We start from the raw sequence: 24,495 nt of genomic DNA on the forward strand, positions 1-24,495 counted from the left end.
AGAATAAAAAATATGAAAATTTATGATTGCTTTATGTACTTTGATGAAGAGGTGGTTGTAGATGTTAGGCTCAATATTTTAAACAAGTTTGTTGACTATTTTGTAATTGTTGAAAGCAGATTTACTCACAAAGGTGAATCCAGACAATTAAGATTTAATCATAAAAAATTTGAAAAATTTAAAGACAAGATTATTTATATAGTTGATGAAGAAATTTATTCTCAAACTGAAAAGATAAAAATTGATGACAGTGAGCATGAAAAATATAGAAAAGCAATTTTTAATGCAGCATACAGAGAAAATGGGCAAAGAAATCTTATAAGCAAAGGACTTGAGGCGGCAAATAAAGAAGATTTTATTATGATCTCTGATGTTGATGAAATACCAAAACTTTCAGGGTTAAATTTTAATAGTTTAAATGAAAAAATAATTTTATTTAAACAAGATATGTTTTACTACAAATTCAATTTGAAATTACCAAATTTTACTTGGACAGGTACAAAAGCTTGTAAAAAGAAAAATTTAGTTAACCCTCAATGGCTTAGAAATATAAAAGATAGAAAATACTCTTTCTTTAGAATAGATACTTTTTTTTCAAACACTAAATATACAAGTATAAAGATTATAAACGATGGTGGTTGGCATTTTTCAAATATCAAAACACCAAAAGAAATAGAATTTAAATTACGTTCTTATTTGCATCATAAAGATTTTGACCTAAACCCTCTTTCAGTTGAACAGATAAATGAAATAATAAAAAATAAACAGGCAATCTATGATTTAAAGGTTGATAAAACTGTAAATAAAATTGGAAACGGTAGTATTCTTGAAAAATTTGAATTTAATAAACTGCCAGAATATATTGTAACGAATAAAGATAAATTCTTAGATTGGATAGATTGATGAAAGCATACTGGATTGCGTTATACGAGAATATAGATAACTCAGAAAATATAAAAAAGTATGCAGAAAAAGTTACTGAGATTTTAAAAAGTTATGGGGCAAAACCCATAGTAAGAGGAGGAAAATTTTTAACTTTAGAGGGAAAAAAATATTCACGAACAGTGATTTGGGAATTTCCAAGCTATGAGCAGGCCATCAAATGCCATGACTCAAAAGAATATCAGGCAGGTTGGGCTTTAGCTAAAGACACAACTAAGAGAAATTTACAAATTATAGAAGGCTTTAGTACTGAATAGGTTCTGGATCAATACTTCTCCACAAATACCAAGTTGCTACAGAACAATATGGAGTAAATCTTTTATTTAATAGTCTTACATAAGATTCAGGTGGAAAATATTTTTTTTTATAATTTTTTGAAATTGCTCTTAGAAGCCCAATATCTTGAATTGGCCAAATATTTGAACGATTATAAGTAAATAATAAAATCATTTCCGCTGACCATCTGCCTATTTGTCTTAAATTAGACAAGTAGATAATAGCATCTTCATCTGACATTTTAGGAATTAGTTTTGGATTAAATGATTTATCAAGAGTTTGTTTTGCTAAACTCTTAATTCCTTTAGCTTTTAATCTGCTCAACCCACAACTTTTGAGCTGTGCAATTGATAACTTGGAAATTGTTTTTGCATTAATCTTGTTCTTGCATTTTTTTTTAAATTTTAAAAAAACTGAGTTTGCCGCCATAACACTTATCTGTTGTCCAATAATACTTTTACATAATGAAAAAAAAATATCTTTTCTGGAAGTGAGTATAGTTTCAGATGGGGAATTATATTTGGTTATTAACTTTCTCATAATTTTATCTTTTTTAGATAAATATTTTTTAGCGGTATTCCAATATATTGGTGTTTTAGTCATGTCTAATGTTTGAAGGTATTTTTTGTTTATAATAAATTTCCCTTCTAAAAATCACAAGGGATGATATTATAACAAGTGATGCACCAATTAATGTTTTAAAGGTTGGTATCTCATTCCAAATCATATAACCAAAAAATACAGCAAAAACTAATGACAAATATTTTAATGGAGCAACTAAAGATACTTCAGAAAGCTTGTAAGATTGAGTTAATAATAAATTTGCAGCACCTCCAGTAACACCAATTAAAGCTAAAAGAATAAAATCTTTAAAATTAGGCATTATCCAACCCAATGGAATTGTTGCTAAGCCTGCAATAGATATTGTAATTGTAAAAAAAATAGAAATAAGCCAAATTGGCTCTGTTGTAGATAATTTTCTAATTGTAATAGTTACAAATGCCATGCCAATGCAAAAAATTATTGGTAAAAAATAAAGAAAATTCATTTCAAGAAACCCAGGTTCAGAAATTACAATTACTCCAATAAAACCCAAAATAACTGCTGCCCATCTAAAAATACCAACTTTTTCACTTAATAAAAAAATTGATAAAATAGTGATAAAGAGTGGAGCAGCATAAGAAAGACTTACCACCACAGCAAGAGGCAGCTCCCTCAAAGCTATTACTATTGCAACTAGTGCAATTAAACCCATAACACATCTAAAAATATGTTCATTAGGTCTTTTGGTTTTATAAAAAGTTCTTAATTGATCCCTAGGGATTAAAAAATAAGTAGGCAGAAGACCAAAAAAACCTCTAAAGAAAAGAACTTGTCCTGTAGGGTAATCCCCTGACCATTTTACAAGCAAATCCATTATAGAAAAAGTACAAACAGACAAAAACATGTACAATAAACCTAATTGATTTTTAGTTAACATAGGAATAATTTGTAGATCAAATTAAAGGATAATCAATGGAAATAGCTGTCTTAGGATTAGGATGTTTTTGGGGACCTGAAATAAAATTTAGTAAACTTGAAGGTGTTATAAAAACTGAAGTTGGGTATTGTGGTGGTGACAAAAAGGAAACAAATTATAAAGAAGTTTGTAAAGGAATTACCAATCATGCTGAAGTTGTTAAATTAGATTTTGATCCAACTGTTATTTCTTATGAAAAAATTTTAGAATATTTTTTTGAAATACATGATCCAACAACATTAAACTCACAAGGGCCTGATTTTGGTACACAATATAGAAGTGAAATCTTTTACTTTAATGATAAGCAAAAAGAAATTGCTAAACAGATGATTGATAAAGAAAATTCAAGGTTATCTGGAAAAGTAGTAACAAAGATTTCTTTAGTGAAAAATTATTGCCCAGCTGAAGAATATCATCAACGATATTTAGAAAAAAGATAAGATGTCATTAGTAAGTACTGATTGGTTGATGACAAATCTTAATAAAGTAAAAATTATTGATTGTTCATGGCACATGCCTCAAACCAAAAGAAATGGTTTTGAAGAGTATAATAAACAACATATAAAAAATGCAATTTTTTTTGATTTAGATAAAAATTCAAAAAAAGATACTGACCTACCCCATATGCTGATTGATATTAAATCATGGGAAAATATTGTTTCAAATATGGGTATTAAAAATGATGATCAGATTATTGTTTATGATAACTCAGATGTTATTAGCTCATGTAGATGTTGGTATAATTTTATTTATTTTGGACACAATCCAAATTTGATAAAAGTATTAGATGGTGGTTTAAATAAATGGGTTAGTGAAAAAAAACCCACTACAAACGATATAGTAAATATTGAACCTTCTCATTATTCTGCCAATGAAAAAATAGAATTAGTAAAAAATAAAGCCCAAATTAATGAAAATATTTTAACAAAAGAATTTTTAGTTATTGATGCAAGAAGTAAAGAGAGATTTGAAGGTGTGGTGCCTGAGCCAAGAAAAAGCTTAAGAAGTGGTTCTATAAATAATTCTTATTGCCTTCCATTTTCTGAACTTATAAATGCTGATCATACTTTTATTGATAAAGAGAAAATTTTTCATAAGTTTAGCTTAATAAAAAGTAGCCTAGACAAAAATATTGTGTTTACATGCGGATCTGGTGTTACTGCTGCAGTTTTGGCACTTGCTTATTCTTTAATAGATAATAAATATAATCCGGTAATCTATGATGGTTCATGGAGTGAATATGGAAAAAGCTAAAATATGAAAAGATCAACAAAAATTACTTCAGCAATCATTTCTTTCTTTTTAATTATTACAATTGTAATTGTTGGAAGAACAATGATTGGTAATCATTTTGCAAAAAAGTTTAGTAAAAGACCACCTCCAGGGATAATCGTTAAAGAAGTTTCATATAAAGATTTTTCTGAAAAAATTGAAAGTTATGGTACTGCAGTCTCAAAAAGAACTGAGTCTTTTAGAATTAAAAAAGATGATTTAACTAGAGAGTTAACCTTAAAAGATAATGTAAAAAAGGGAGATTTAATAGTTCAGCTTAAAGATAGAAAGATTGTTGCTCCATTTGATGGTGTGCTTGGATATAGGGGTATTACAGGAGATATTCTTGGCTCGGATAATTCAATTATTATAACATTAGATGATAATTCAATTTTATATTCTGATATTAAAATACCTGAAACATTTGCTTCTTTTATCAAAAAAGATTTACCTGTTAAGGCAAAATTCTCAGGTATGAAAAATAAAGTATATCATGGAAAAATATATGCTGTTTCAAGTAGAATTAATGCAGAAACAAGAAGTTTATTAACAAGAGTTATAATTCAAAATGAAAATTCTGAATTAATTCCAGGGTCCCTTCTAGAAATTGATGTTAATTACAATGAAAGAAACTCTCTTGGGATTCCAGATACAAGCATGATGGTAGAGGGTAGCAAGTATTTTGTTTATAAAGTGTCTGAAGATAATATTGCAAATAAAACTGAAATAGAAATTGGAATTAGAAATAATGGATTTATTGAGATCGTATCAGGTCTTGATGAAGGAGAATTTGTTGTTGCTGAAGGGCTAAAGAAAGTTAGGCCTAGAGGTAAAATCAAACCAATTAAAAAATAATGTATATAACAGAATTAAGTATAAGAAGACCAGTTGTTGCATGGGTAATGTCTCTTATATTAATTGTATTTGGTATTTTTGTTTTTTTTGAATTACCTGTTAGAGAAAATCCTGATGGCTTACAACCACCTGTGGTACAGGTTAGAGTGGATTATAAATCAGCATCTGCATCAATCATTAATCAGGAAATCACTCAAGTAATCGAAGATATTATTGGAGGAGCTGAAGGAATAAAGAATATAGATTCTTCATCTGAAAATGGGAGTAGCTCTGTTAATATTGAATTTAATACTGATATAGATTTAGACGACGCTGCAAATGATATCAGAGAAAGAGTTGCAAGAGTTGTTGATAATCTTCCAAGTGAAGCAAATGCTCCTCAGATATTAAAACAATCAGCTGGTTTTACTACCACAATGTGGTTAGCAGTAACTTCTAATAATTGGAGTGATTTAGAACTTGGAGATTACACAGAAAGATACTTGGTTGACCAGTTTTCAAGTGTTAAAAATGTTGGTAGAATTAGAACTGGAGGATTAAGAGAATTAAGTGTTAGAGTTTGGATAGATCCTATAAAACTAGCTGCAAACAATCTAACAATTCAAGAAGTTGAGAGAGCATTAAGAAATGAAAATGTAAGTTTGCCTGCCGGTACACTTGAGGCGAACAACATAGATTTAACTTTAAATTTAGATAAGTCTTATAATAATATTAATACTCTCAAAGAGCTTCCAATTAAGATGCAAAAAGATAGCATTGTTAAACTTTCTGATGTTGCTGTTGTAGAATTTGGACCAGTTTCTGAAAAAACATTATTTAAAGCTCAAACAAAAGAATCTTTAAATTTAAAAACTGTAGGTATTGGTATTTATGCAAAAAGTGGCGCTTCAACAGTAGAATTATCAAAAGCAATTAAAAAAAAGATAACTGAAATTAAAAAAACATTACCTGAAGGAGTTAACATTGAAGTTGCTTTTAATAGAGCTGACTATGTTGCTTCAGCTATTAATGAAGTTTACAAAACTCTTCTGGTAGCTTTTATTTTAGTTGTAATAATTATTTATTTATTTCTTGGAAATATAAAAGCGGTAATTGTTCCTGCAATTGCTCTACCTGTAAGTTTAATTGCTTCTTTTTTAGGACTTTATCTATTTGGAATTTCAATAAATATTTTTGTCCTATTAAGTTTTATTTTAGCTATTGGAATTATTACTGATGACTCTGTAATAATGACTGATGCAATTTATTCTAGAATTGAAAAAGGAGAAAATCCACTAGTAGCTTCTTATAAGGGATCAAAACAAATAAGTTTTGCAATTATTGCTACAACATTAATCCTTGTAGCTGTTTTTCTACCATTAATATTTATTGATGGAATTGCTGGAACATTATTTAGAGAGACTGCAATAGCGCTGTCTGTTTCTATAGTCGTATCATCATTCGTTGCTCTTACATTATCTCCTATGTTAGCAAGCAAATTTTTAATTAAACAACCAAAACAAAATAAAGTAGTGATTAAATTTGATGCTTTTTTTAAATCATTATCAAAATTTTATGAAGAAACTTTAAGTTATTGGCTTAATAAACAGAAAATTATAATTTCATTTATTATTTTAACTATCTTGGCTTCTGGTATTTTGTATACATTTACAAAAAAAGAATTGTTACCTTTAGAGGACAGGGGTGTATATCTTGTTCTTGGTTTTACTGATGAAGGAAGTTCATTTGAATATACGGAAAAAAGAGCTCAAGATGTTGAAGAAAGATTAATACCTCTCCTTCAGGCAAAGGATAGTCCGTATAAAAGATTTATTATGAGAGTTCCAGGTTTTGGAAGTAATAGAAATTCATTTAATAGTTTCATAATTATTGCTCTACTAGATGATTGGGCTGATAGAACAAAAAGTTCACAAACTGTGATGAGAGAAGCTATTGGAAAAATTGTTACTGTTCCTGAAACTGTAGCTTTTCCAATATCACCTCAATCAATTCGTGTTTCTAATTTTAATAAACCAGTTCAAATGGTTATATTAGGCTCAACTTACGAAGAATTAGAAGTAGTTCAAAACACGATAATATCAGAGCTTAGAAAAAATAAACAACTTTCAAGAATAGAGTCTGATTATTCCAGAGATAAGCCTGAGATTAAACTTATTATCAATAAAAATAAGGCTAAAGACTTAGGAATATCAACAGACTCAATTGGTAAAACGTTAGAGACACTTTATGGGGGCAAAACTGTTACAAAATTTGATCAACGGGGTAAAGAATACCCAATTATTTTACAGCAGTACTTGGAGGATAGAAGATCCAAAGAGAGTTTAGGAAAAATATTTGTAAGATCTGATACAACCGGAAAATTAATTTCTATTGCAAATTTAGTAGAGTTTAAAGAAGAAGGCTCTGCTAAAAAACTAGCCAGATACAATAGACAAAGTGCAGTAACTATATCTGCAAATATTTCAGAAAATTATACATTAAGTGAAGCTATATCTTATTTGGAACAAACAATCTCAAATCTTGGAGTAGAAAATCAAATTACCTGGAAAGGTAAATCAGAGGAATTAAAAGAGACTAGTAATGAATTATTTATTATTTTTGCTTTGGCTTTCTTGACGGCATATTTGGTAATGGCAGCAACTTTTAATTCATTCATTCACCCTTTCATAATTATGTTAACTGTACCGCTGGCTCTTTTTGGTGGATTAGTTTTTATTTTATTCTTAAACAGTTCCATAAATATTTTTTCACAAATTGCTCTTGTTATATTAATTGGAATATCTACCAAGAACAGTATACTTATAGTAGATTATGCAAACCAACTCCGAACAGCTGGTAAAAATATTGAAACATCGGTTAAAGAAGCTTGCCAATTAAGATTTAGACCAATAATGATGACTTCAATGAGCACGATGATAGCAATGTTACCACTTGTTATTGGAAACATTGGCCCTGGAGCAGGAGAAGCTTCACGATTAGCAGTAGGAGCAACTATCTTGGGAGGAATGATCATCTCAACATTGTTTACTCTTTATGTGACACCAACTATGTATTTAGTATTAGCAAAAAATACTAAACGAATAGATTCTGTTGACATTGAATTAAAAAAACAACTTCGTTAAAAAATAATATATTTGTTTTTATTTAATCTTTTCTGACATTCTCTAAGTTGAGATTTATATTTATCAGATTGATTTTTAACTCTTTTTGCTAATCCTATAACTTTTTGATTATTTTTATAATTTTTATAACCACCCCAACCTTCGTGATATGCAATATATTGTCTAAACGCATCCTGTTTTGAAATTTTTAGGAGAGATTCTGTTTTATCTGTATACCAACCAATAAAATCAACACTATCCTTAAATCTTGCCCTTGTTGCTAATTTATTACCTGTCTCATTTTTATATTGCTCCCATGTTCCTTTGACTGCTTGAGAATAACCAAAAGAACTTGAGGGTCTTTTAAAAGGTATAATTTTAAATAGCTTTTGTCTTTCTGGTTTTGCCAACCAGTCAAAATCAGACTCCATTTTTATTATTGCCAGTTGAACATAAATTGGGGTACCCCATTTTTTTTCAGTACTTTTGGCGTGTTTATACCAAAGATATCTCTCATTAAAAATTGAACAACTATTTGATGTATTTTGTGGAATTGAAGAACAGCCTAAAATTAAAGCAAATATTGAAAAAAAAATAAAATTTTTAATTTTAATCATATCTACTTATCACTTTATAAATAATAACTACAAATATAACACCTGCTAAGTTTCCAAATAAATCGCTAAATTCAAATCCTCTGTTAGGAATAATAAGATGAAAAAATTCTAGAATAATTGATAGAAATATTAAATATAAAGATAAAAAATTTAAATTTTTAGTTTTATGATAAGCAAAAAAACCAAAAAAAGAAAGTAAAGCAAAAGCATAAAAATGATTACTAGATATAATAAAATCTCTAGTTATTTGAGGTTGAATATTTAAGTCATTATAAAGAAAATACCCAAAAATACTGCCTGGAAACAAATAGAGTATAATTAATATTATGTTTAAAAAATAGAATATGAGTTTTAAAAATTTTATTAAATTATTCATAATAATTATATTCATTTTATAGGTTATATAAGTTATTAAAATATATCAAATGCCTCATTTAATTTTAGTTAGACATGGACAAAGTGAATGGAATCTAAAAAAAAGATTTACAGGCTGGGTGGACGTTGATCTCACAGAACAAGGAAAGCAAGAAGCACTTAAAGCGGGAGAAAGTATTAAAAAAATTAAAATAAATATCGATTATTTTTTTTCATCATTTCAATTAAGAGCCATTAACACACTAAAATTTATTCGAAATACACTGGGGAATGACAAACAATTCATTCGAGCCTGGCAATTAAATGAAAGACATTATGGCTCATTAACTGGATTAAATAAAGATGAGATGAAAGAAAAACTTGGTGAAAAAAAAATTCATGAATTCAGACGATCTTGGGATATTAGACCTGATCCATTAGACAGACAAAACCCTTATCATCCTTTAAATATTGAAGTGTATAAGGATATTCCAAAAGAAAATATTCCTGACACAGAATCTCTTAAAGATACTTATGAAAGAGTCATTCAATTTTACAAAAATGAAATACAAAATAAACTTTTGGATAATAAAAATATTTTAATTTCAGCACATGGAAATTCTATTAGAGCTTTATGTAAATACTTATTTAAATTAGATAAAGACAAAATATCATTATTAGAAATACCTACGGGCAATCCACTTTTAATCGATTTAGATATTTCACTTAATATTAAGGAGTGTTTTTATTTAGATAAAGAAAGAGCTAAAAATTTACTAGTTTTTTAATAAATTCTGGTAAACTTCGAGATTAGTTAAGTGATAAAAATTTTCTAAACTTTCAAAACCATAAAGACTATTATTTTCAATTAAATTATTCCAAATCTCTGATATTGAAAAATTATGAACTGAATAAGATTTAAATAAATCCTTATTTATAATTTGGCATCCTGTATAAATTAAATTATTTAATTTATCTTTTTTAATCACATTATTATTAAGGCTAAAATCACCTGACAAATTTTTATCAAAGCTAAAATTTTTATTTACTAATAAAAGTATATTCTTAACTTTATTTAAGAAGTATAGTTTTTCCATACCCTCTATATCTTTTTTATAATTTTCACCCCACACAGTATCTGGATTAAAAACTAAAAAATCCATGTCTTTTGAAGAATTTACCATATTTAAAACTCCTCCTCCTGTGTTTAAAATATTATTTCCATCTTTAATTATTTTAATTTCAATTTTAAATTTTTTTTCTTCTATAAAGTTTTTGATTTTTTCTTCTAAATAAAAAGTATTTACTAGAATTTTTTTTATGCCTAATGATACTATTAAGTTAATACAATTCTCTAATAATGTAATTTGATTAATTTTTAAAAGTGGTTTTGGTGTTGTTAGTGTTAATGGATTTAACCTCTTTCCATAACCGGCACACAAAATTAATGCGGTTTTAATTTTCATTAAATTTTTCTCATTTTATTTGAAAAATTATTATCTAATATTTTCTTTAAATCATTAAAAACTGGGTTTTTTTTAATTCTTAGTTCTATTAATCTCCAAGTATAAGGTATTAATTTTAAATATTTTAACTTCTTATCTCTAATAGCCAGTCTTGTGAAAATTCCAATTATCTTCATATTTCGAAGAATTGATAAAATTTCGAAATCATTAACTAAATTATACTTATCAATATTTTTTTTATTTAATTTTATATAATATCTAAATATATCTTCTTTTAACTTTTGACTGGTTTTAAATCTAACATCATCAATTAAAGATGCTAAATCATAAGCTCTATTTCCTATCAATGCATCTTGTGTATCTATAACTCCTAATTTTCCATTAAATTTCATTAAATTAGACACATGAAAATCTCGATGAACAAAAACATTATGTTTACATCTTAAATTTCTTGATAAAATTATTATTTGTTTATTAATTTCTCTTTTAAACTTTAAAAATTTATTTTTTTTAACAAATTTTTTAGCATACCATTTGGTAAATAAATTGGCTTCTTCGTGCAATATACTATTGCTATAACGGGGTATCTTATAAATTTTTTTTTTAAAATTTATAACTTTATTTTTTTTAATTGTTTGAATTTTATGAAGAAGCTGAACTGATTTTTTAAATAAGTTTAATTGTTGATTATTATTTTTTTTTAATAGATTAAAAACTGTTTGATCACCAAAATCTTCAATTTCTATATAATTTTGTTTATAATTTTCACTATAAAGTTTAGGGGCTAAAATTTTATTTTGAATTAACAATCTATTAATTGCATCATAAATTAATAAATTTTTTTCTTTTTCTTTAGATGCATGAACTATAATAGATTTTTTTGTTTCTTTAATTTGTCTATAAAAGGTTCTAAATGATGCGTCACCTTTTAATTTTTTTAATTTATAATTATTAGGCAGCATTTAGTTTTTTAAATTTTTGATAGTTAAAAATCTCTTACTTAAATCATCATTATATTCAAAAAATAATTCTATCTTATCTTCAATATTTTTTTCTATTTTTTCTGGCCATTCAATTAAGGTTAAAACTTCCTTTCTATTTTCTAATAGACCAATATTTTTTATCTCATCAATATTTTTTAGTCTATAAAGATCATAATGTTGAACGGTAAATTTTCCAACATCATACTCATTTACTAAATTAAATGTAGGGCTTGTAATTTCTGTTTGATTTATATTATTTAATTTTTGTAAATTATTAATTAGATGTTTTATAAAAGTTGTTTTACCAACACCTATTTCACCATAAAATAATACAACATCAGCTTTATTTAATAATATTGAGATTTTTTTAGCTAACTCTGAGGTTCTATCTTCTAATGAGATATCTAGTTTTTCGCTATTAGTAGCGATAGGCATCTGGTTTAAATGGTCCTTCTGTCTCAACACTTATATAATCTGCTTGTTCTTTAGATAGTTTGGTTAGTTTTGCACCCACTTTTTTTAGGTGAAGCATTGCAACTTTTTCATCTAAATTTTTTGGTAATACATAAACTTTATTTTCATAATTTTTATGGTTATTCCATAATTCTATCTGAGCCATTACCTGATTTGTAAATGATGCACTCATTACAAAACTAGGATGTCCCGTTGCACAACCTAAATTCACTAGTCTACCTTTGGCTAATAAAATAATTCTCTTACCATCAACTAACTCGATCTCATCTACTTCTGGTTTAATTTCAGACCATTTATAGTTTTTTAAAGCATCAACTTGAATTTCATTATCAAAGTGTCCAATATTGCAAAGTATTGCTCGATCCTTCATTTTTCTCATGTGATCAGCTGTAACAATATCTTTATTCCCAGTTGCTGTTACAATGATATCAGCTTTATCAATAGCGTCATCCATTAACACAACCTCATATCCCTCCATTGCTGCTTGAAGCGCACAAATTGGATCTGCTTCAGTGACCATTACTCTAGCACCGCTATTTCTTAATGATGCAGCACTACCTTTACCAACATCACCAAAGCCTGCAACAATTGCAACCTTTCCTGACATCATAACATCCGTAGCTCTTCTAATACCGTCAACCAAGCTTTCTCTACAACCATATAAATTATCAAATTTTGATTTTGTAACTGAATCATTAACATTAATTGCAGGGATCATTAAAGAACCCTCTTTTTCCATTTTATTCAGTGCTTTAATTCCTGTAGTAGTTTCTTCTGAAACACCTTTTATTTCTTTTAATAAATCTTTGTATTCGTTATGCATAATTGCAGTTAAATCACCACCATCATCCAATAACATATTAGCTTTCCAATCTTTTTTTCCCTCAATAGTTTGTTTAATGCACCAAAGATATTCCTCTTCTGTCTCACCTTTCCACGCAAAAACTGGTATACCTGCTTTTGCTATGGCTGCCGCTGCATGATCTTGAGTTGAAAAAATATTACATGAAGACCATCTCACTTCAGCTCCAAGCTCAACTAGTGTCTCAATTAAAACAGCTGTTTGAATTGTCATGTGAAGACAACCAAGAATTTTTGCACCCTTTAAAGGAGTTTTTCCTTGATACTCCTCTCTTAAAGCCATTAGTCCTGGCATTTCACTTTCTGCAATAGAAATTTCTTTTCTACCAAATTCTGCTTGTGATATATCTTTTACTTTAAAATCATCCATCGAACGGTCTTCTAGCAATAAAAAATTGATTTATCAACTTATGTTTAGGCTTTGGGGAACATAATTTCAATATTTGCACCCTTTTGTACTGTATTGTTAGCTGCACTGATTGAAGCACCGTGTAGTTCAACTAAATTTTTCACTATGTTTAAACCTAAGCCTGAATGTTCACCAAAATTATCTGGTCTATTACTATAAAATCTATCAAATATTTTTTTTGTATTAGTTTCTTTAAATCCTTTACCTTCATCTATAACCTTTAAAATGATACCATTTTTATCGTCTTTAAAAATTTCAACTAAAATTCTTTTATTGTCCTCACTAAATGAAATTGAATTATCAAGCAAATTTGCAATAATTTGTTCAATTCTATTTTCTATTCCATTAATATAATATTCTTCATGATTATTTAAATCATTTAGTATTATTTTTATGCCCCTTTTAGCCTCATAAATATTGTTGAAATCATCTACAACAGATTGTGCTATTGTTTTAAGATTAATTCGTTTCATCTTTTCTTTACTTAAAGCGACCTCGTCCTTCAACATTTGAGAATAATCAGTAATTAATCTCTCAATTCTTTGAACATCATGATTAAGAATGTCAATTAATTTACTTCTTTGAGATTGATCAACAGTTTCGTTTAGAATTTCAGATGCACTTTTTAATGACGTTAAGGGGTTTCTTATTTCATGAACAAGATCCGTTGAAAAGTTTTCTGCATGGGAGATTCTTTTTTGAAGCTCATTTGTCATATCATCTAAAGAATTTGATAAAGTTCCCAATTCATCATTTCGATTTTTCAGTTCGTTTATATTTGTTTTCTTCCTGCTCTTTTCTTTAATTATTTTTGTATAGGTTACTAAACTTTTTATTGGTTTTAAAAAATATCTATTTAATACAAAAGAAAAGATAAAAATAACAATAACAATAAAAATTACTGTTCTTAAAATAAAAGTTTTTCTCTCATCAATAGCTAACTTTACATCGTTGGCGTTTTCTGTAATTACTAAATAGCCAATATTTTTACCATCCAATATTACATTGTTTATTGTTGTCAGTAGGAACTGGTCATACCCTTCTTGTACAAAAGTATAAGGTTTTCCATAATCCTTAGACCATGAATAATTTGTTAAAATATCTTTTAAAGAAATGGTTTTTTCCTTATTTATATTTTTCGTCTCAACTATTTTATTGCTTTTTTCTTCATTTAAAGTTTCTAATTGAACAATGTCTAATCTATTAGAAAATGATCTTGGGTCTAAATCTAGAGTATCAGTATCTCCCACTAGATTAAATTGATTATCAAATAGAATAACTCTATCTAAATTTTGAAATAAAAATCTTGTTGAAAATAAAAATCTTCTAATATCTTCTTCTTCAAATTTTATATTTAATCGAAGTATATGTTCAATGGTATTATTGATTATTTTAATATGTTTGGTAGTCTTATTTTTAATTAAGATTGGTTTAACATTGCTAATATACAAAAATGCCAGACTACCAATTACTAAAAAAATTATTAAATTTATAAATAAAAATTTTTTTAAAATTGATAAGCTTTTTATGAAATTTGTGAACATCAACTAACGTTCCATCTGTATCCACTACCATATCTTGTTTCAATTGCAGTAAAATCAGGATCAACTTTTTTAAATTTTTTTCTAATTCTTTTGACATGGCTATCTATAGTTCTATCTTCAATGTCAGTATCTTCTCTATAGGCTATGTCCATTAACTGTGCCCGTTCCTTGATTATGCCTGGTCTTTTGGCTAACTCTTTAACTATTAAGAATTCTGTTGTTGTAAGTTTATCTGGTAACTGTTTCCCATTCCATTCACATTCCAGTTGTGAAGGGTCAAGTTTAAGTCTTCCATGAGAAATTATACTCTTGGTCTCTTCAAGGTTAACATTTATATCTTTTTTTCTTAACTGAACTCTTATTCTTTCAATTAAAACTTTTATGGAAAATCCGCCAGATTTTTTTATAAAATCATCTGCTCCTAATTTTAACCCTAACAGTTCATCTATCTCATCTTCTTTCGATGTTAAAAAAATTACTGGCAGAGAAGTTTTTTTTCTTAATTTTTTTAATAGTTCTTCACCATCCATTTTTGGCATTTTAATATCAATTACTGCTAAATCTGGTGGTGTTCTAGTTAGTCCAATTAATGCGCTCTCGCCATCAATATAAGTTTGAACCTTGAAACCTTCTTTTTCAAGCGCAATACTTATACTTGTAAGTATATTTCGATCGTCATCTATTAAAGCGATTGTTTGTGTTTGCATAATCTACTTTAAAAATACTAAATTGTTCTAATTTAGGCAATGTTCATTAATTAATGAAGTACTCCCCAATTATCACCCGTATTTATATCTACTGTTAATGGGATTGAAAAAGCATGCAAATCACTATTCGTAACACTGGTCATCTCTTCTTTGATGATCTTTGTTATATTCTTTGCCTCTTTTTCTGGAACTTCAAAAATTAACTCATCGTGAATTTGTAAAAGTATCTTTGACTTATTATTTTTCATTTCTTTAAACTTTTGATCAATTCTAATCATTGCAAGTCTCATAATTTCAGATGCCGAACCTTGAATTGGTGCATTAATTGCGGCTCTCTCTTGAAAATTTCTAACATTAAAATTCTTATCATTAATTCCATTAAAGTGTGATCTTCTTCCAAAAACATTATTTACATACCCGCTTTTTCTACAAAATTTAATAGTGTCATCCATATAAACTTTTATTTCTGGAAATTTAGCAAAGTATGCTTCTAAAAATTCATTAGCTTCATGATTTGAAACATTAATTTGTTTTGCAAGACCATATTGTGAAATTCCATAAATAATACCAAAATTTATTGCTTTTGCTTTTCGTCTCATATCTTGGTCTACTTTTTTAATATCAATATTAAAAACTTGGCTAGCTGTAAGTGTGTGAATGTCTTCATTCTTTTTAAAAGCTTTTTTTAACTCCTTAACATCAGCTAAATCAGCTAAAATTCTCATTTCAATTTGATTATAATCGGCTGAGATCAATGTGAACCCTTTTTCGGATATAAAGGCTTTTCTTATATCTTTACCATCTTCTGATTTAATAGGAATATTTTGTAAATTTGGATCACTTGAAGCTAATCTTCCAGTTGTTGTTGCAGCTAATAAAAATGAAGTATGTACTCTTTTTGTGGAAGGATTTATATGTTCTGGTAATGCATCAGAATATGTATTTTTAAGTTTAGATACCTGTCTCCAATCTAAAACTAATTGTGGGAATTTATGTCCTTTAAATGCCAAATCTTCAAGTACACCTGCATTTGTTGCAAAACTTCCTTTTTTTGTTTTCTTAAGCGCAGCTATTTTTAATTCATTATAAATTATTTCACCTAATTGCTTTGGTGAGGCAATATTAAATTCTTTTTTTGAAATTTTAAAAACTTCTTTTTCTATTTTATTGATTTTTTTCTCGAATTTTTCGGATAGTACTTTCAAAAATTTATTATCCACTTTTATCCCTTCAATTTCCATGAAGGCTAGTATCTCAATTAAAGGTTTTTCAAAAATTTCATAAATATTAGTTAATTTTTCTAATTTAAGATTTTTATTAAAAATTTTATATAATCTATAAGTAATATCCGCATCTTCAGCAGCATACTCCATTGCCTTATCAAGTTCGACATCGCTGAAATTGATTTCTTTTTTTCCAGTACCCACTATTTCCTTAAATGAAATTGTTTTATGCTGTAAGTGGATCTCAGATAATGTATCCATATTATGTCTGTTTTTTCCCGCATCAAGCACATAAGACATCAGCATTGTATCTTCCATTGAATTCATTTTTATTCCCTGCTTGTACAAAACAATAAAATCAAATTTAATATTTTGGCCTATTTTTTTTACACTCTTGTCCTCTAAAAGTGGCTTTAATTTTTTAATTACAATATTTTTATCTAAGCATCCATCAAATTTATGTGCTATTGGAATGTAACAAGCTTTTCCAATTTTTGTGCTTAGCGATATTCCAACAAGATCTGCTTGATGCGCATCCAGTGAACTTGTTTCAGTATCTATTACTAATTCACCAGCCTCCTCAGCTTCATTAATCCATTCTTCTATCTCTTCTTCTTTACTAATAAGATGGTAATTTTTCTTACTTATATTTTGTTGTTTTTCTTTTACTGAGCTTTCTGTTTTAGTAGTTACTAATTTAGGTTCACCATACGCAGAAATAACTGAGCTAAGAAGTCTATTAAATTCCATTTCTCTTAAAAATTTATATAGTTTCTCCTTATCTATTTCTTTTAATTGAAATTCCTCTATCTTTCTTTGAGCTGGAGCATCCTTCATAAGGGTTACTAGTTTTTTACTAATAATTGCCTTATCTTTATTTTCTATAAGAGTTTCTCTTCTTTTATTTTGTTTTATTTCATGAGCATTATCTAATAATTTTTCAAGAGTTCCGTATTGATTAATGAGTTCTGCAGCAGTTTTTACACCTATGCCTGGAACTCCAGGAATATTATCACTACTATCTCCAGCTAATGACTGAACATCAATTACTTTTTTTGGCTCTACACCAAATTTATTCATTATGTCTTCTGGGGTAATAAATTTATTCTTCATGGGATCAAATAAACGAACGTCTTTTCTATATAGTTGCATTAGATCTTTATCTGAAGAAACTATCGTAACCTTGGCTCCTTTTGCTAATATCTGTTCTGTATAAGTTGCTATCAAGTCATCGGCTTCATAATTTGGAAGATCAACTGATGGTAAATTAAATGCTAGGACTGATTTTCTTATATATTCAAATTGTGGTGCTAAGTCATCGGGTGCTTCTGATCTATTTGCTTTATAATCTGAATAAATTTCATTTCTAAAAGTTTTTCTAGCTGAATCAAAAATTACTGCAAAATGAGTTGGTTTTTGTAAATTTTCATTTGATTTTGAATCCTCTAATAATTTAAATAACATACTACAAAATCCGCTTACTGCTCCAACCGGCAGTCCATCACTTTTCCTGGTTAAGGGTGGAAGAGCGTAGTAAGCTCTAAAGATATAACCTGAACCATCAATTAAATAAAAGTGATCTGTTTTTTTTATTTTATCCATTAAATTAATGTTATCTTAATTATTTTAGATATTATAAATGTATTAACGCACATGGACAAAAAAAATATACTTTCTGTTAAAAATCTAAAAAAAATTTATTCTAAACAACATAATGGAAAAACTTATGCTTTAAATGATTTAAACTTAGACGTGAAAGAAGGAGAAATATTTGGCCTTCTGGGTCCAAATGGTGCTGGTAAGACAACTTTTATAAATATTTTAGCTGGGACAGTCATAAAGACTGAGGGTGAGGTTAATGTATGTGGATTTGATCTAGATGAAAATCCCAGACAGGTTCGAGCTTCAGTTGGAGTAGTTCCTCAGGAGATAAATTTAGACCCATTTTTTAGTCCAAGAAAACTATTAGACCTTCAGGCAGGCTTATATGGTGTAAAAGAAAAAGATAGAATTACAGATACAATTTTAAATCTAGTGTCTTTAGAAAAAGAGGCCAATAGTTATGCCAGAAGTTTATCTGGTGGAATGAAAAGAAGATTATTAATGGCTAAAGCATTAGTTCATCAGCCTCCTCTCGTTTTTCTTGATGAGCCTACCGCTGGAGTTGATGTCGAATTGAGGCAAAATTTATGGAAAAATGTAAGAATGCTTAACAAGCTTGGTGTTACTATTATTTTAACAACACATTATCTTGAGGAAGCAGAAGAAATGTGTGATCGAATAGCTATTCTCAACAAGGGAAATGTAGTAGCCCTAGATAGTACTAAAAATCTTTTAAATAGAATTCAAACAAAAAAAGTTACTTTTAAAACAGATAAAGAAATTAATATTCAAAAAAATGACCTTGAATCTCTTGAAATAATATCAAAAATAGGCAATGAAGTTTGCATCTCTTACGAAAAGAGCAAAGTTAATATGGAAAAATTAATAAACTTAATAAAGAAAAACAACGTCAAAATTGTTGATATATCAACTGATGATGGTGATTTAGAAGATGTATTTTTAAGACTAATAAAAAACTAGATTATTATAATAATAAATAGTAAATTTTATTTATGGATCTATTAAAAACAAACTCAATTCAAAAAGTTACAAAAACATTTATATTAATTTTTTTAGGAACTATTGCTCTAACTATTTCTGCTAAATTAAAGATACCTTTTTATCCAGTGCCAATGACGATGCAAACTTTTGTTGTACTCTTCATAGGATTAGCATTTGGGTATAAAATTGGTCTTGCAACAGTAGGTGTTTATTTATTAGAAGGAATTATTGGAATACCTGTTTTTTCTAATTCCCCAGAAAAAGGTATTGGTTTAGTTTATTTTACCGGTCCAACAATGGGATACTTGATAGGCTTTTTATTTGCAGTATTTTTTGCAGGATATCTAGATATGAAAAATAATATTTTTTTAATTTTTGCTAAATTATTATTTTCAGTTTCAATAATTTATATATTTGGAACAATCTGGCTTGGGACTTTGATTGGGTGGGATAAACCAATACTTAGTTTAGGTGTAACACCTTTTTTATTAGCAGAATTATTTAAGATTTGTCTTTTAACTCTATTAGCAAAAAAAATAATTAAATTAAGAAAATTTATCTAGGAGATCTTTTAGATAATATTCTTTGTAGAGTTCTTCTGTGCATCTTAAGTCTTCTAGCAGTTTCTGATACATTTCGGTTACATAATTCAAAAACTCTATGAATATGTTCCCACTTAACTCTATCTGCTGACATCGGATTTTCTGGTGGTTCAGCTTTCTTTTCTGGATCTGCCAATAATGCTTTTTCAACATCATCAGCATCTGCAGGTTTTGCCAAATAATCAATGGCCCCTTCTTTAATGGCTGCTACCGCCGTAGGTATATTTCCATAACCAGTTAACATAATAATTCTACTTGTGGGATTTGAAACTTGTATTTCTTTAACAACTTCCAATCCATTTCCATCAGCCAACCTTAAATCAACAACAGCGAATCCTGGTTTATTTGTTTTAACAGTTTGAATACCTTTTTGCACACTCTCAGCTTGTAAAACTGTAAAGCCCTTTTTTTCCATAGCTCTTGCAAGTCTATCTCTAAAAGGGTTGTCATCATCAACAATTAATAGTGATTTATTGTCAAAATCACTTAGTTTTTTAAGATTGATTTGTTCAGGCATACCTTAGATATGGTGTTTATTTTAAAAATTTCAACACCTATTATTTGCTTTACATTAATTAACTATTACCTTAATTGCATGATTTATATGAAAGTTTTTTAGTTTTTTAAAAAACTTTTTTTTATTAAATTTTTTTTGGAGGCATATAAAGTGCAAAAATTTAAAAGTGTTGATGAGCTTGTAAGTCAACTAAAACCGGAAAAACCGATTTATTGTATTAGAAAAAAATCTATACAGTTAGCCTCTACATATTTTAGAAATAAATTTCCTGGTAAAATTTTATACGCTGTTAAAACCAATCCACATCCAGAAGTATTAAAAACAATAGTTGAGAGTGGTATTGAAAACTTTGATGTTGCATCAATTCAAGAAATTAAAGATATAAGAGCAATAGATCCTAATGCTAAATGCTCATACATGCATACTGTAAAAAGTAGAGAAAGTATTAGAGATGCTTATTTTAATCATAATATTAAAACTTTTTCTTTAGATACAAAAGATGAGTTAATTAAAATAATTGAGTCAACAGATCATGCTTTAGATCTTGAATTATTTGTTAGAATTGCAGTTTCAAACGAACATGCAGAAATAGATTTATCTAAAAAATTTGGTGTTTTAGCCTCTGAGGCTTCTGGTTTGTTAAGATTAACAAAACAATATGCAAAAAAAATTGGCTTAAGTTTTCATGTTGGCTCTCAATGTATGCATCCTATTTCTTATGTAAAAGGAATTTCAGAAGTTGGAAATATAATAAAAAAAACAAAAATTATTCCTGATTATATTAATATTGGTGGTGGGTTTCCTGCAATCTACCCTGATCTTGTTCCTCAATCTTTAGATAATTATTTTGAAGAAATAAAAAAAGGATTAGAAAATTTAAAATTAGAAAAACTTCCAGAATTAATATGTGAGCCTGGTAGAGCAATAGTTGCTGAAAGTGGCTCTACAATTGTAAGAATAAATCTTAGAAAAAAACAAAAGCTTTATATAAATGATGGCACATATGGAACTCTTTTCGATGCTGGTACACCAAATATAGTTTACCCTTCTCGTATAATTAAAACAGGAAAAATAATTTCAAAAAAATTAACTGCTTTTGATTTTTATGGTCCTACTTGTGACAGTATGGATTATATGAAAGGACCATTTCTATTACCAAACAATATTAAAGAAAATGATTATATAGAATTAGGTCAACTTGGCGCTTATGGCCTTACTTTTAGAACTCAATTTAATGGTTTTTATTCTAACGAAATTTATGAAGTAGAAGATGAGCCAATAATGACAATGTATGGTAAAAATAGCAATAAGGCTATATTAGTTGCCTAATGTCAGATAACAAAAACTTAACTCATAATAGTAAAAAAGATTTTCTAAAAAACCCTGTAGAACATATTGATATCACATCTTTTGATGCAAGAAAAATTATCTCATCAATGGAAAAAATGTCTTTTGTTTCTAGAGAAACAGCAAATGCAGCTGGTATTTTTAATGAAATGATACAAGACAAAGACTGTACTATTTTTTTAACTTTAGCTGGCTCAACATCTGCTGCTGGCTGTATGAATATTTATAAAGATTTAGTCAAATACAATATGGTTGATGCAATCATTGCGACTGGTGCCTCAATTGTTGATATGGATTTTTTTGAAGCCTTAGGTTTTAAGCATTATCAAGGATCACAATTTCAAGATGATACGGAATTGAGAAAAAACTACATTGATAGAATATATGACACTTATATTGATGAAGATGAATTACAAGAATGTGACAAAAGAATATGTGAAATTGCAGATGGATTAGAGCCAAGAAGTTATACTTCTAGAGAGTTTATTTATGCAATGGGTAAATACCTAAAAAAAAACTCAGTAAAAAAAAATTCTTTAATTGAAACAGCATATGATAATAATGTTCCAATATTTTGTCCAGCTTTTACAGATTCAAGTGCTGGATTTGGATTAGTTATTCATCAAGAAAATAATCCAAAAAATCATATGACTATAGACTCAATTAGAGAGTTTCGTGAATTAACAGAAATTAAAATTCAATCAAAAGGGTCTGGTTTATTTATGATTGGTGGAGGAGTTCCTAAAAACTTTATCCAAGATACAGTAATATGTGCTGAACTACTTGGCAAAGAAGTGGAGATGCATAAATATGCGGTTCAAATTACAGTAGCAGACTCTAGAGATGGAGCTTGTAGCAGCTCAACATTAAAAGAAGCAAGCTCTTGGGGTAAAGTAGATATTACAAAAGAACAAATGGTCTTTGCGGAAGCTACTAGTGTTTTACCTTTAATTGTAAGCGATGCTTATCATAAGGGTGATTGGAAAAACAGAACGAGAAAAAATTTCTCAAAAATATTTAAATAAAATTGAAATATCTATCTAATAAAAATGGATTTCTTGGGATTGATAACAATACCAATTTTAAAGAAAAGGTTGTCGTTATTCCATTTGGTTTAGAAAAAACTGTAAGTTATGGTGGGGGTACTAGAAATGGACCAAAAGAAATTATTAAAGCATCTCATCAGGTCGAGTTATATGATGAAGAATTACATTGTGAACCTTACAAAAAAATTGGAATTAAAACACTAAAGCCATTTAAGATTGATAAAGATATAAAGAAAGCCCTAAAAAAGATGTCTAATATAAATCAAGAAATATTAGATAAAAAACTTTTTCCAATAACATTTGGGGGTGAACATTCTATTACACCTGGCTGTATTGCTCCATTTGTGAAAAAACATAAAGATATTTGCTTATTACATTTTGATGCACATGCTGATTTGAGAGAAAGCTATAATGGTGAAAAATTTTCTCATGCATCAGCTATCAGAAGATGTTTGGACTATAAAAATGTGTCACTAATTTCGTTTGGAATTAGAAATATCTCAGAGAGCGAAATACCTTTTTTAAAAAAAAATTCATCTAGAATAGATATCTTTTGGGCAAAAGATAAGGCTAAGTGGGACTTAAAAAAATTCAAAAAATTAATAAAAAATAAAACTGTATATTTAACATTTGATGTTGACGGATTAGATTCTAGTATAATGCCTGCAACTGGCACACCAGAACCAGGCGGCTTACTATGGGATGAAACTTTAAATATTATAAGAATAGCAGCTAAAAACTCAAATATTGTGGGTGCAGATATAAATGAATTGTCACCTATTAAAGGGTTTAATTCCTACAATTTTCTAGTAGCTAAATTAGCTTATAAAATTTTATCTTATAAATTTTTGTATTAAGCTTTAGACTCTTTAACAGTTCCTAATAATAGCCTGAATGGAATTAGCATTATAAGTGCCACAAGTATTTTTACAGATAAGTCTCCTAATGATAAAGTAATCCAAGGAATTCCGGTTGCATAAAAGGATATTGAAAAAAATAAAAAAGTATCAATAGTTGAGCCAATCAATGATGAGGTAAGTGGAGCAACAAACCATTTTTTTTTTCTTAATTGATCAAAGATTTGGACATCAATTAACTGTGCGACTAAAAATGCTACTCCAGAGCCAATGGCTATTCTAATTGAAATTAAATCTTCAAAGTTTGTTGAAAAGAATAAGGTAAAAATTATTCCAATAACAAAACCTATATAAACAATTTTTCTAGCAATAAGCTTACCGTAAGATCTATTGGCTAAATCAGTAATTAAAAAAGCAATTGGATAACTAAAGGCTCCATAAGTAAGTATTTCACCTAGTCCATAATAATTTATTGGAAATTGAACAAGATAATTGGATGCTAGTACTACAACTCCCATTATTAATGAAAGTAGTAAAAAGTATTTGCTCATTAAGCTGATTTACTGGGAGATGCTTTTCGTGCTTTTTTAATAAATGGAGATTTAATTAAAATACTTTTTTTTAGTTTTTTTAGTCTAGGTGAAATATTTTTATTTTTTGAACTTTTTAAAAATTGATCAAATGTACCTTTTTTATCGACGGATCTAACTCCAGCATTACTTACTGTTAAAGTTAAACTTCTCTTTAAAAGTTCACTTGTAAATTTAGCTTTTTTTAAATTTGGTAAAAATCTTCTTTTGGTCTTATTGTTAGCGTGACTAACATTGTGACCTTTCATTGGAATTTTACCAGTTAATTCACATTTTTTAGACATAATATTAGGTGACTATATAGGATGTGTTAAAGAACTCGTCAAGTT

26 protein-coding genes are annotated in these 24,495 nt (G+C 28.1%); 12 read left to right on the plus strand and 14 right to left on the minus strand.

Translation table 11 applies throughout. The annotated features are described in order from the left end of the window. The first annotated feature begins 12 nt into the window (after positions 1 to 12). Positions 13 to 903 carry a glycosyltransferase family 17 protein gene (locus AC5SLO_RS05530; RefSeq protein ID WP_494572975.1) on the plus strand — a complete coding sequence of 297 codons (891 nt, stop codon included), beginning with the start codon at positions 13 to 15 and terminating at the stop codon, positions 901 to 903. After that, positions 903 to 1,199 carry a DUF1330 domain-containing protein gene (locus AC5SLO_RS05535; RefSeq protein WP_494572976.1) on the plus strand — a complete coding sequence of 99 codons (297 nt, stop codon included), beginning with the start codon at positions 903 to 905 and terminating at the stop codon, positions 1,197 to 1,199. The genes AC5SLO_RS05530 and AC5SLO_RS05535 overlap by 1 nt, the downstream gene beginning before the upstream one ends. Here the strand turns inward: AC5SLO_RS05535 and AC5SLO_RS05540 are convergent. Both AC5SLO_RS05540 and AC5SLO_RS05545 read right to left on the minus strand, forming a co-directional pair. Beyond that, complete coding sequence (locus AC5SLO_RS05540) at positions 1,186 to 1,821, minus strand: DNA-3-methyladenine glycosylase family protein (RefSeq protein ID WP_494572977.1); 636 nt, start codon at positions 1,819 to 1,821, stop codon at positions 1,186 to 1,188. The genes AC5SLO_RS05535 and AC5SLO_RS05540 overlap by 14 nt on opposite strands. After that, entirely contained in the window at positions 1,814 to 2,698 is an 885-nt protein-coding gene (locus AC5SLO_RS05545; RefSeq protein ID WP_494572978.1) for a DMT family transporter, read from the minus strand. The genes AC5SLO_RS05540 and AC5SLO_RS05545 overlap by 8 nt, the downstream gene beginning before the upstream one ends. A 35-nt stretch (positions 2,699 to 2,733) precedes the next feature. Between AC5SLO_RS05545 and msrA the strand changes: the two genes are divergently transcribed. The 4 genes from msrA to AC5SLO_RS05565 are packed head-to-tail and all read left to right on the plus strand — an operon-like array spanning position 2,734 to position 7,986. Continuing rightward, entirely contained in the window at positions 2,734 to 3,177 is a 444-nt protein-coding gene (gene msrA, locus AC5SLO_RS05550) for a peptide-methionine (S)-S-oxide reductase MsrA (protein ID WP_494572979.1), read from the plus strand. Between the two features lies 1 nt (position 3,178). Next, positions 3,179 to 3,991 carry a rhodanese-like domain-containing protein gene (locus tag AC5SLO_RS05555; RefSeq protein ID WP_494572980.1) on the plus strand — a complete coding sequence of 271 codons (813 nt, stop codon included), beginning with the start codon at positions 3,179 to 3,181 and terminating at the stop codon, positions 3,989 to 3,991. Positions 3,992 to 3,994: 3 nt separating this feature from the next. Then, positions 3,995 to 4,864: an efflux RND transporter periplasmic adaptor subunit gene (locus AC5SLO_RS05560; RefSeq protein ID WP_494572981.1), complete on the plus strand. Its 870-nt coding sequence runs from the start codon at positions 3,995 to 3,997 to the stop codon at positions 4,862 to 4,864. Beyond that, positions 4,864 to 7,986, plus strand: a complete 3,123-nt coding sequence (locus AC5SLO_RS05565) for an efflux RND transporter permease subunit (RefSeq protein WP_494572982.1) — start codon at positions 4,864 to 4,866, stop codon at positions 7,984 to 7,986. The genes AC5SLO_RS05560 and AC5SLO_RS05565 overlap by 1 nt, the downstream gene beginning before the upstream one ends. Here the strand turns inward: AC5SLO_RS05565 and AC5SLO_RS05570 are convergent. Further along, complete coding sequence (locus AC5SLO_RS05570; protein ID WP_494572983.1) at positions 7,983 to 8,582, minus strand: transglycosylase SLT domain-containing protein; 600 nt, start codon at positions 8,580 to 8,582, stop codon at positions 7,983 to 7,985. The two genes, AC5SLO_RS05565 and AC5SLO_RS05570, sit on opposite strands and share 4 nt — an antisense overlap. Further along, on the minus strand, positions 8,575 to 8,958 hold the full coding sequence (locus tag AC5SLO_RS05575) for a VanZ family protein (protein WP_494572984.1): 384 nt from the start codon (positions 8,956 to 8,958) through the stop codon (positions 8,575 to 8,577). Before AC5SLO_RS05575 ends, AC5SLO_RS05570 begins: the two co-directional genes overlap by 8 nt. Positions 8,959 to 9,007: 49 nt before the next feature. On the opposite strand from AC5SLO_RS05575, the gene AC5SLO_RS05580 reads away from it, so the two are divergent. Further along, the gene (locus tag AC5SLO_RS05580; RefSeq protein WP_494572985.1) at positions 9,008 to 9,724 is read left to right on the plus strand and encodes a 2,3-bisphosphoglycerate-dependent phosphoglycerate mutase; all 717 of its coding nucleotides are present in this window, start codon (positions 9,008 to 9,010) and stop codon (positions 9,722 to 9,724) included. On the opposite strand, the gene AC5SLO_RS05585 is transcribed toward AC5SLO_RS05580, so the two are convergent. From AC5SLO_RS05585 to polA, 7 genes are read right to left on the minus strand one after another with little or no spacing between them, the layout of a single operon-like run. Next, the gene (locus tag AC5SLO_RS05585) at positions 9,713 to 10,402 is read right to left on the minus strand and encodes a sugar phosphate nucleotidyltransferase (RefSeq protein ID WP_494572986.1); all 690 of its coding nucleotides are present in this window, start codon (positions 10,400 to 10,402) and stop codon (positions 9,713 to 9,715) included. The two genes, AC5SLO_RS05580 and AC5SLO_RS05585, sit on opposite strands and share 12 nt — an antisense overlap. Beyond that, on the minus strand, positions 10,402 to 11,364 hold the full coding sequence (locus AC5SLO_RS05590; RefSeq protein WP_494572987.1) for an aminoglycoside phosphotransferase family protein: 963 nt from the start codon (positions 11,362 to 11,364) through the stop codon (positions 10,402 to 10,404). The genes AC5SLO_RS05585 and AC5SLO_RS05590 overlap by 1 nt, the downstream gene beginning before the upstream one ends. Then, the gene (gene tsaE, locus AC5SLO_RS05595) at positions 11,365 to 11,820 is read right to left on the minus strand and encodes a tRNA (adenosine(37)-N6)-threonylcarbamoyltransferase complex ATPase subunit type 1 TsaE (protein ID WP_494572988.1); all 456 of its coding nucleotides are present in this window, start codon (positions 11,818 to 11,820) and stop codon (positions 11,365 to 11,367) included. Then, positions 11,804 to 13,090, minus strand: coding sequence for an adenosylhomocysteinase (gene ahcY, locus AC5SLO_RS05600; RefSeq protein ID WP_494572989.1), 1,287 nt, complete (start codon positions 13,088 to 13,090; stop codon positions 11,804 to 11,806). The genes tsaE and ahcY overlap by 17 nt, the downstream gene beginning before the upstream one ends. Positions 13,091 to 13,134: 44 nt before the next feature. Next, complete coding sequence (locus tag AC5SLO_RS05605) at positions 13,135 to 14,673, minus strand: sensor histidine kinase (protein WP_494572990.1); 1,539 nt, start codon at positions 14,671 to 14,673, stop codon at positions 13,135 to 13,137. Further along, positions 14,673 to 15,380, minus strand: a complete 708-nt coding sequence (locus AC5SLO_RS05610) for a response regulator transcription factor (RefSeq protein ID WP_494572991.1) — start codon at positions 15,378 to 15,380, stop codon at positions 14,673 to 14,675. Before AC5SLO_RS05610 ends, AC5SLO_RS05605 begins: the two co-directional genes overlap by 1 nt. Before the next feature lie 50 nt (positions 15,381 to 15,430). Continuing rightward, positions 15,431 to 18,205, minus strand: coding sequence for a DNA polymerase I (polA, locus tag AC5SLO_RS05615; protein WP_494572992.1), 2,775 nt, complete (start codon positions 18,203 to 18,205; stop codon positions 15,431 to 15,433). A gap of 51 nt (positions 18,206 to 18,256) precedes the next feature. Here polA and AC5SLO_RS05620 point away from each other — a divergent pair, with 51 nt between their 5' ends. Both AC5SLO_RS05620 and AC5SLO_RS05625 read left to right on the plus strand, forming a co-directional pair. Continuing rightward, entirely contained in the window at positions 18,257 to 19,186 is a 930-nt protein-coding gene (locus AC5SLO_RS05620; protein ID WP_494572993.1) for an ABC transporter ATP-binding protein, read from the plus strand. Positions 19,187 to 19,218: 32 nt separating this feature from the next. Beyond that, positions 19,219 to 19,770 carry a biotin transporter BioY gene (locus AC5SLO_RS05625; protein WP_494572994.1) on the plus strand — a complete coding sequence of 184 codons (552 nt, stop codon included), beginning with the start codon at positions 19,219 to 19,221 and terminating at the stop codon, positions 19,768 to 19,770. Here the strand turns inward: AC5SLO_RS05625 and AC5SLO_RS05630 are convergent. Beyond that, positions 19,763 to 20,326: an ActR/PrrA/RegA family redox response regulator transcription factor gene (locus AC5SLO_RS05630; RefSeq protein WP_494572995.1), complete on the minus strand. Its 564-nt coding sequence runs from the start codon at positions 20,324 to 20,326 to the stop codon at positions 19,763 to 19,765. The genes AC5SLO_RS05625 and AC5SLO_RS05630 overlap by 8 nt on opposite strands. Positions 20,327 to 20,476: 150 nt before the next feature. Between AC5SLO_RS05630 and AC5SLO_RS05635 the strand changes: the two genes are divergently transcribed. The 3 genes from AC5SLO_RS05635 to speB are packed head-to-tail and all read left to right on the plus strand — an operon-like array spanning position 20,477 to position 23,576. Further along, positions 20,477 to 21,655, plus strand: coding sequence for a type III PLP-dependent enzyme (locus AC5SLO_RS05635; RefSeq protein WP_494572996.1), 1,179 nt, complete (start codon positions 20,477 to 20,479; stop codon positions 21,653 to 21,655). Beyond that, the gene (locus AC5SLO_RS05640; RefSeq protein ID WP_494572997.1) at positions 21,655 to 22,698 is read left to right on the plus strand and encodes a 1,9-bis(guanidino)-5-aza-nonane synthase; all 1,044 of its coding nucleotides are present in this window, start codon (positions 21,655 to 21,657) and stop codon (positions 22,696 to 22,698) included. Before AC5SLO_RS05635 ends, AC5SLO_RS05640 begins: the two co-directional genes overlap by 1 nt. Positions 22,699 to 22,700: 2 nt before the next feature. After that, positions 22,701 to 23,576, plus strand: coding sequence for an agmatinase (gene speB, locus AC5SLO_RS05645; RefSeq protein WP_494572998.1), 876 nt, complete (start codon positions 22,701 to 22,703; stop codon positions 23,574 to 23,576). Here speB and AC5SLO_RS05650 read toward each other — a convergent pair. Continuing rightward, complete coding sequence (locus AC5SLO_RS05650; RefSeq protein WP_494572999.1) at positions 23,573 to 24,127, minus strand: queuosine precursor transporter; 555 nt, start codon at positions 24,125 to 24,127, stop codon at positions 23,573 to 23,575. The genes speB and AC5SLO_RS05650 overlap by 4 nt on opposite strands. Beyond that, complete coding sequence (gene rpmB, locus AC5SLO_RS05655) at positions 24,127 to 24,450, minus strand: 50S ribosomal protein L28 (RefSeq protein WP_494573000.1); 324 nt, start codon at positions 24,448 to 24,450, stop codon at positions 24,127 to 24,129. The genes AC5SLO_RS05650 and rpmB overlap by 1 nt, the downstream gene beginning before the upstream one ends. Positions 24,451 to 24,495: the final 45 nt, after the last annotated feature.

The sequence above is a fragment of the Candidatus Pelagibacter sp. PS_44 genome, from assembly GCF_059417735.1.

Bases quoted from the DNA above. Each gene is read 5' to 3' on its own strand.
- AC5SLO_RS05530 (WP_494572975.1), top strand. From the start codon at position 13: ATGAAAATTTATGATTGCTTTATGTACTTTGATGAAGAGGTGGTTGTA.
- AC5SLO_RS05535 (WP_494572976.1), top strand. From the start codon at position 903: ATGAAAGCATACTGGATTGCGTTATACGAGAATATAGATAACTCAGAA.
- AC5SLO_RS05540 (WP_494572977.1), bottom strand. From the start codon at position 1,821: ATGACTAAAACACCAATATATTGGAATACCGCTAAAAAATATTTATCT.
- AC5SLO_RS05545 (WP_494572978.1), bottom strand. From the start codon at position 2,698: ATGTTAACTAAAAATCAATTAGGTTTATTGTACATGTTTTTGTCTGTT.
- msrA (WP_494572979.1), top strand. From the start codon at position 2,734: ATGGAAATAGCTGTCTTAGGATTAGGATGTTTTTGGGGACCTGAAATA.
- AC5SLO_RS05555 (WP_494572980.1), top strand. From the start codon at position 3,179: ATGTCATTAGTAAGTACTGATTGGTTGATGACAAATCTTAATAAAGTA.
- AC5SLO_RS05560 (WP_494572981.1), top strand. From the start codon at position 3,995: ATGAAAAGATCAACAAAAATTACTTCAGCAATCATTTCTTTCTTTTTA.
- AC5SLO_RS05565 (WP_494572982.1), top strand. From the start codon at position 4,864: ATGTATATAACAGAATTAAGTATAAGAAGACCAGTTGTTGCATGGGTA.
- AC5SLO_RS05570 (WP_494572983.1), bottom strand. From the start codon at position 8,582: ATGATTAAAATTAAAAATTTTATTTTTTTTTCAATATTTGCTTTAATT.
- AC5SLO_RS05575 (WP_494572984.1), bottom strand. From the start codon at position 8,958: ATGAATAATTTAATAAAATTTTTAAAACTCATATTCTATTTTTTAAAC.
- AC5SLO_RS05580 (WP_494572985.1), top strand. From the start codon at position 9,008: ATGCCTCATTTAATTTTAGTTAGACATGGACAAAGTGAATGGAATCTA.
- AC5SLO_RS05585 (WP_494572986.1), bottom strand. From the start codon at position 10,402: ATGAAAATTAAAACCGCATTAATTTTGTGTGCCGGTTATGGAAAGAGG.
- AC5SLO_RS05590 (WP_494572987.1), bottom strand. From the start codon at position 11,364: ATGCTGCCTAATAATTATAAATTAAAAAAATTAAAAGGTGACGCATCA.
- tsaE (WP_494572988.1), bottom strand. From the start codon at position 11,820: ATGCCTATCGCTACTAATAGCGAAAAACTAGATATCTCATTAGAAGAT.
- ahcY (WP_494572989.1), bottom strand. From the start codon at position 13,090: ATGGATGATTTTAAAGTAAAAGATATATCACAAGCAGAATTTGGTAGA.
- AC5SLO_RS05605 (WP_494572990.1), bottom strand. From the start codon at position 14,673: ATGTTCACAAATTTCATAAAAAGCTTATCAATTTTAAAAAAATTTTTA.
- AC5SLO_RS05610 (WP_494572991.1), bottom strand. From the start codon at position 15,380: ATGCAAACACAAACAATCGCTTTAATAGATGACGATCGAAATATACTT.
- polA (WP_494572992.1), bottom strand. From the start codon at position 18,205: ATGGATAAAATAAAAAAAACAGATCACTTTTATTTAATTGATGGTTCA.
- AC5SLO_RS05620 (WP_494572993.1), top strand. From the start codon at position 18,257: ATGGACAAAAAAAATATACTTTCTGTTAAAAATCTAAAAAAAATTTAT.
- AC5SLO_RS05625 (WP_494572994.1), top strand. From the start codon at position 19,219: ATGGATCTATTAAAAACAAACTCAATTCAAAAAGTTACAAAAACATTT.
- AC5SLO_RS05630 (WP_494572995.1), bottom strand. From the start codon at position 20,326: ATGCCTGAACAAATCAATCTTAAAAAACTAAGTGATTTTGACAATAAA.
- AC5SLO_RS05640 (WP_494572997.1), top strand. From the start codon at position 21,655: ATGTCAGATAACAAAAACTTAACTCATAATAGTAAAAAAGATTTTCTA.
- AC5SLO_RS05650 (WP_494572999.1), bottom strand. From the start codon at position 24,127: ATGAGCAAATACTTTTTACTACTTTCATTAATAATGGGAGTTGTAGTA.
- rpmB (WP_494573000.1), bottom strand. From the start codon at position 24,450: ATGTCTAAAAAATGTGAATTAACTGGTAAAATTCCAATGAAAGGTCAC.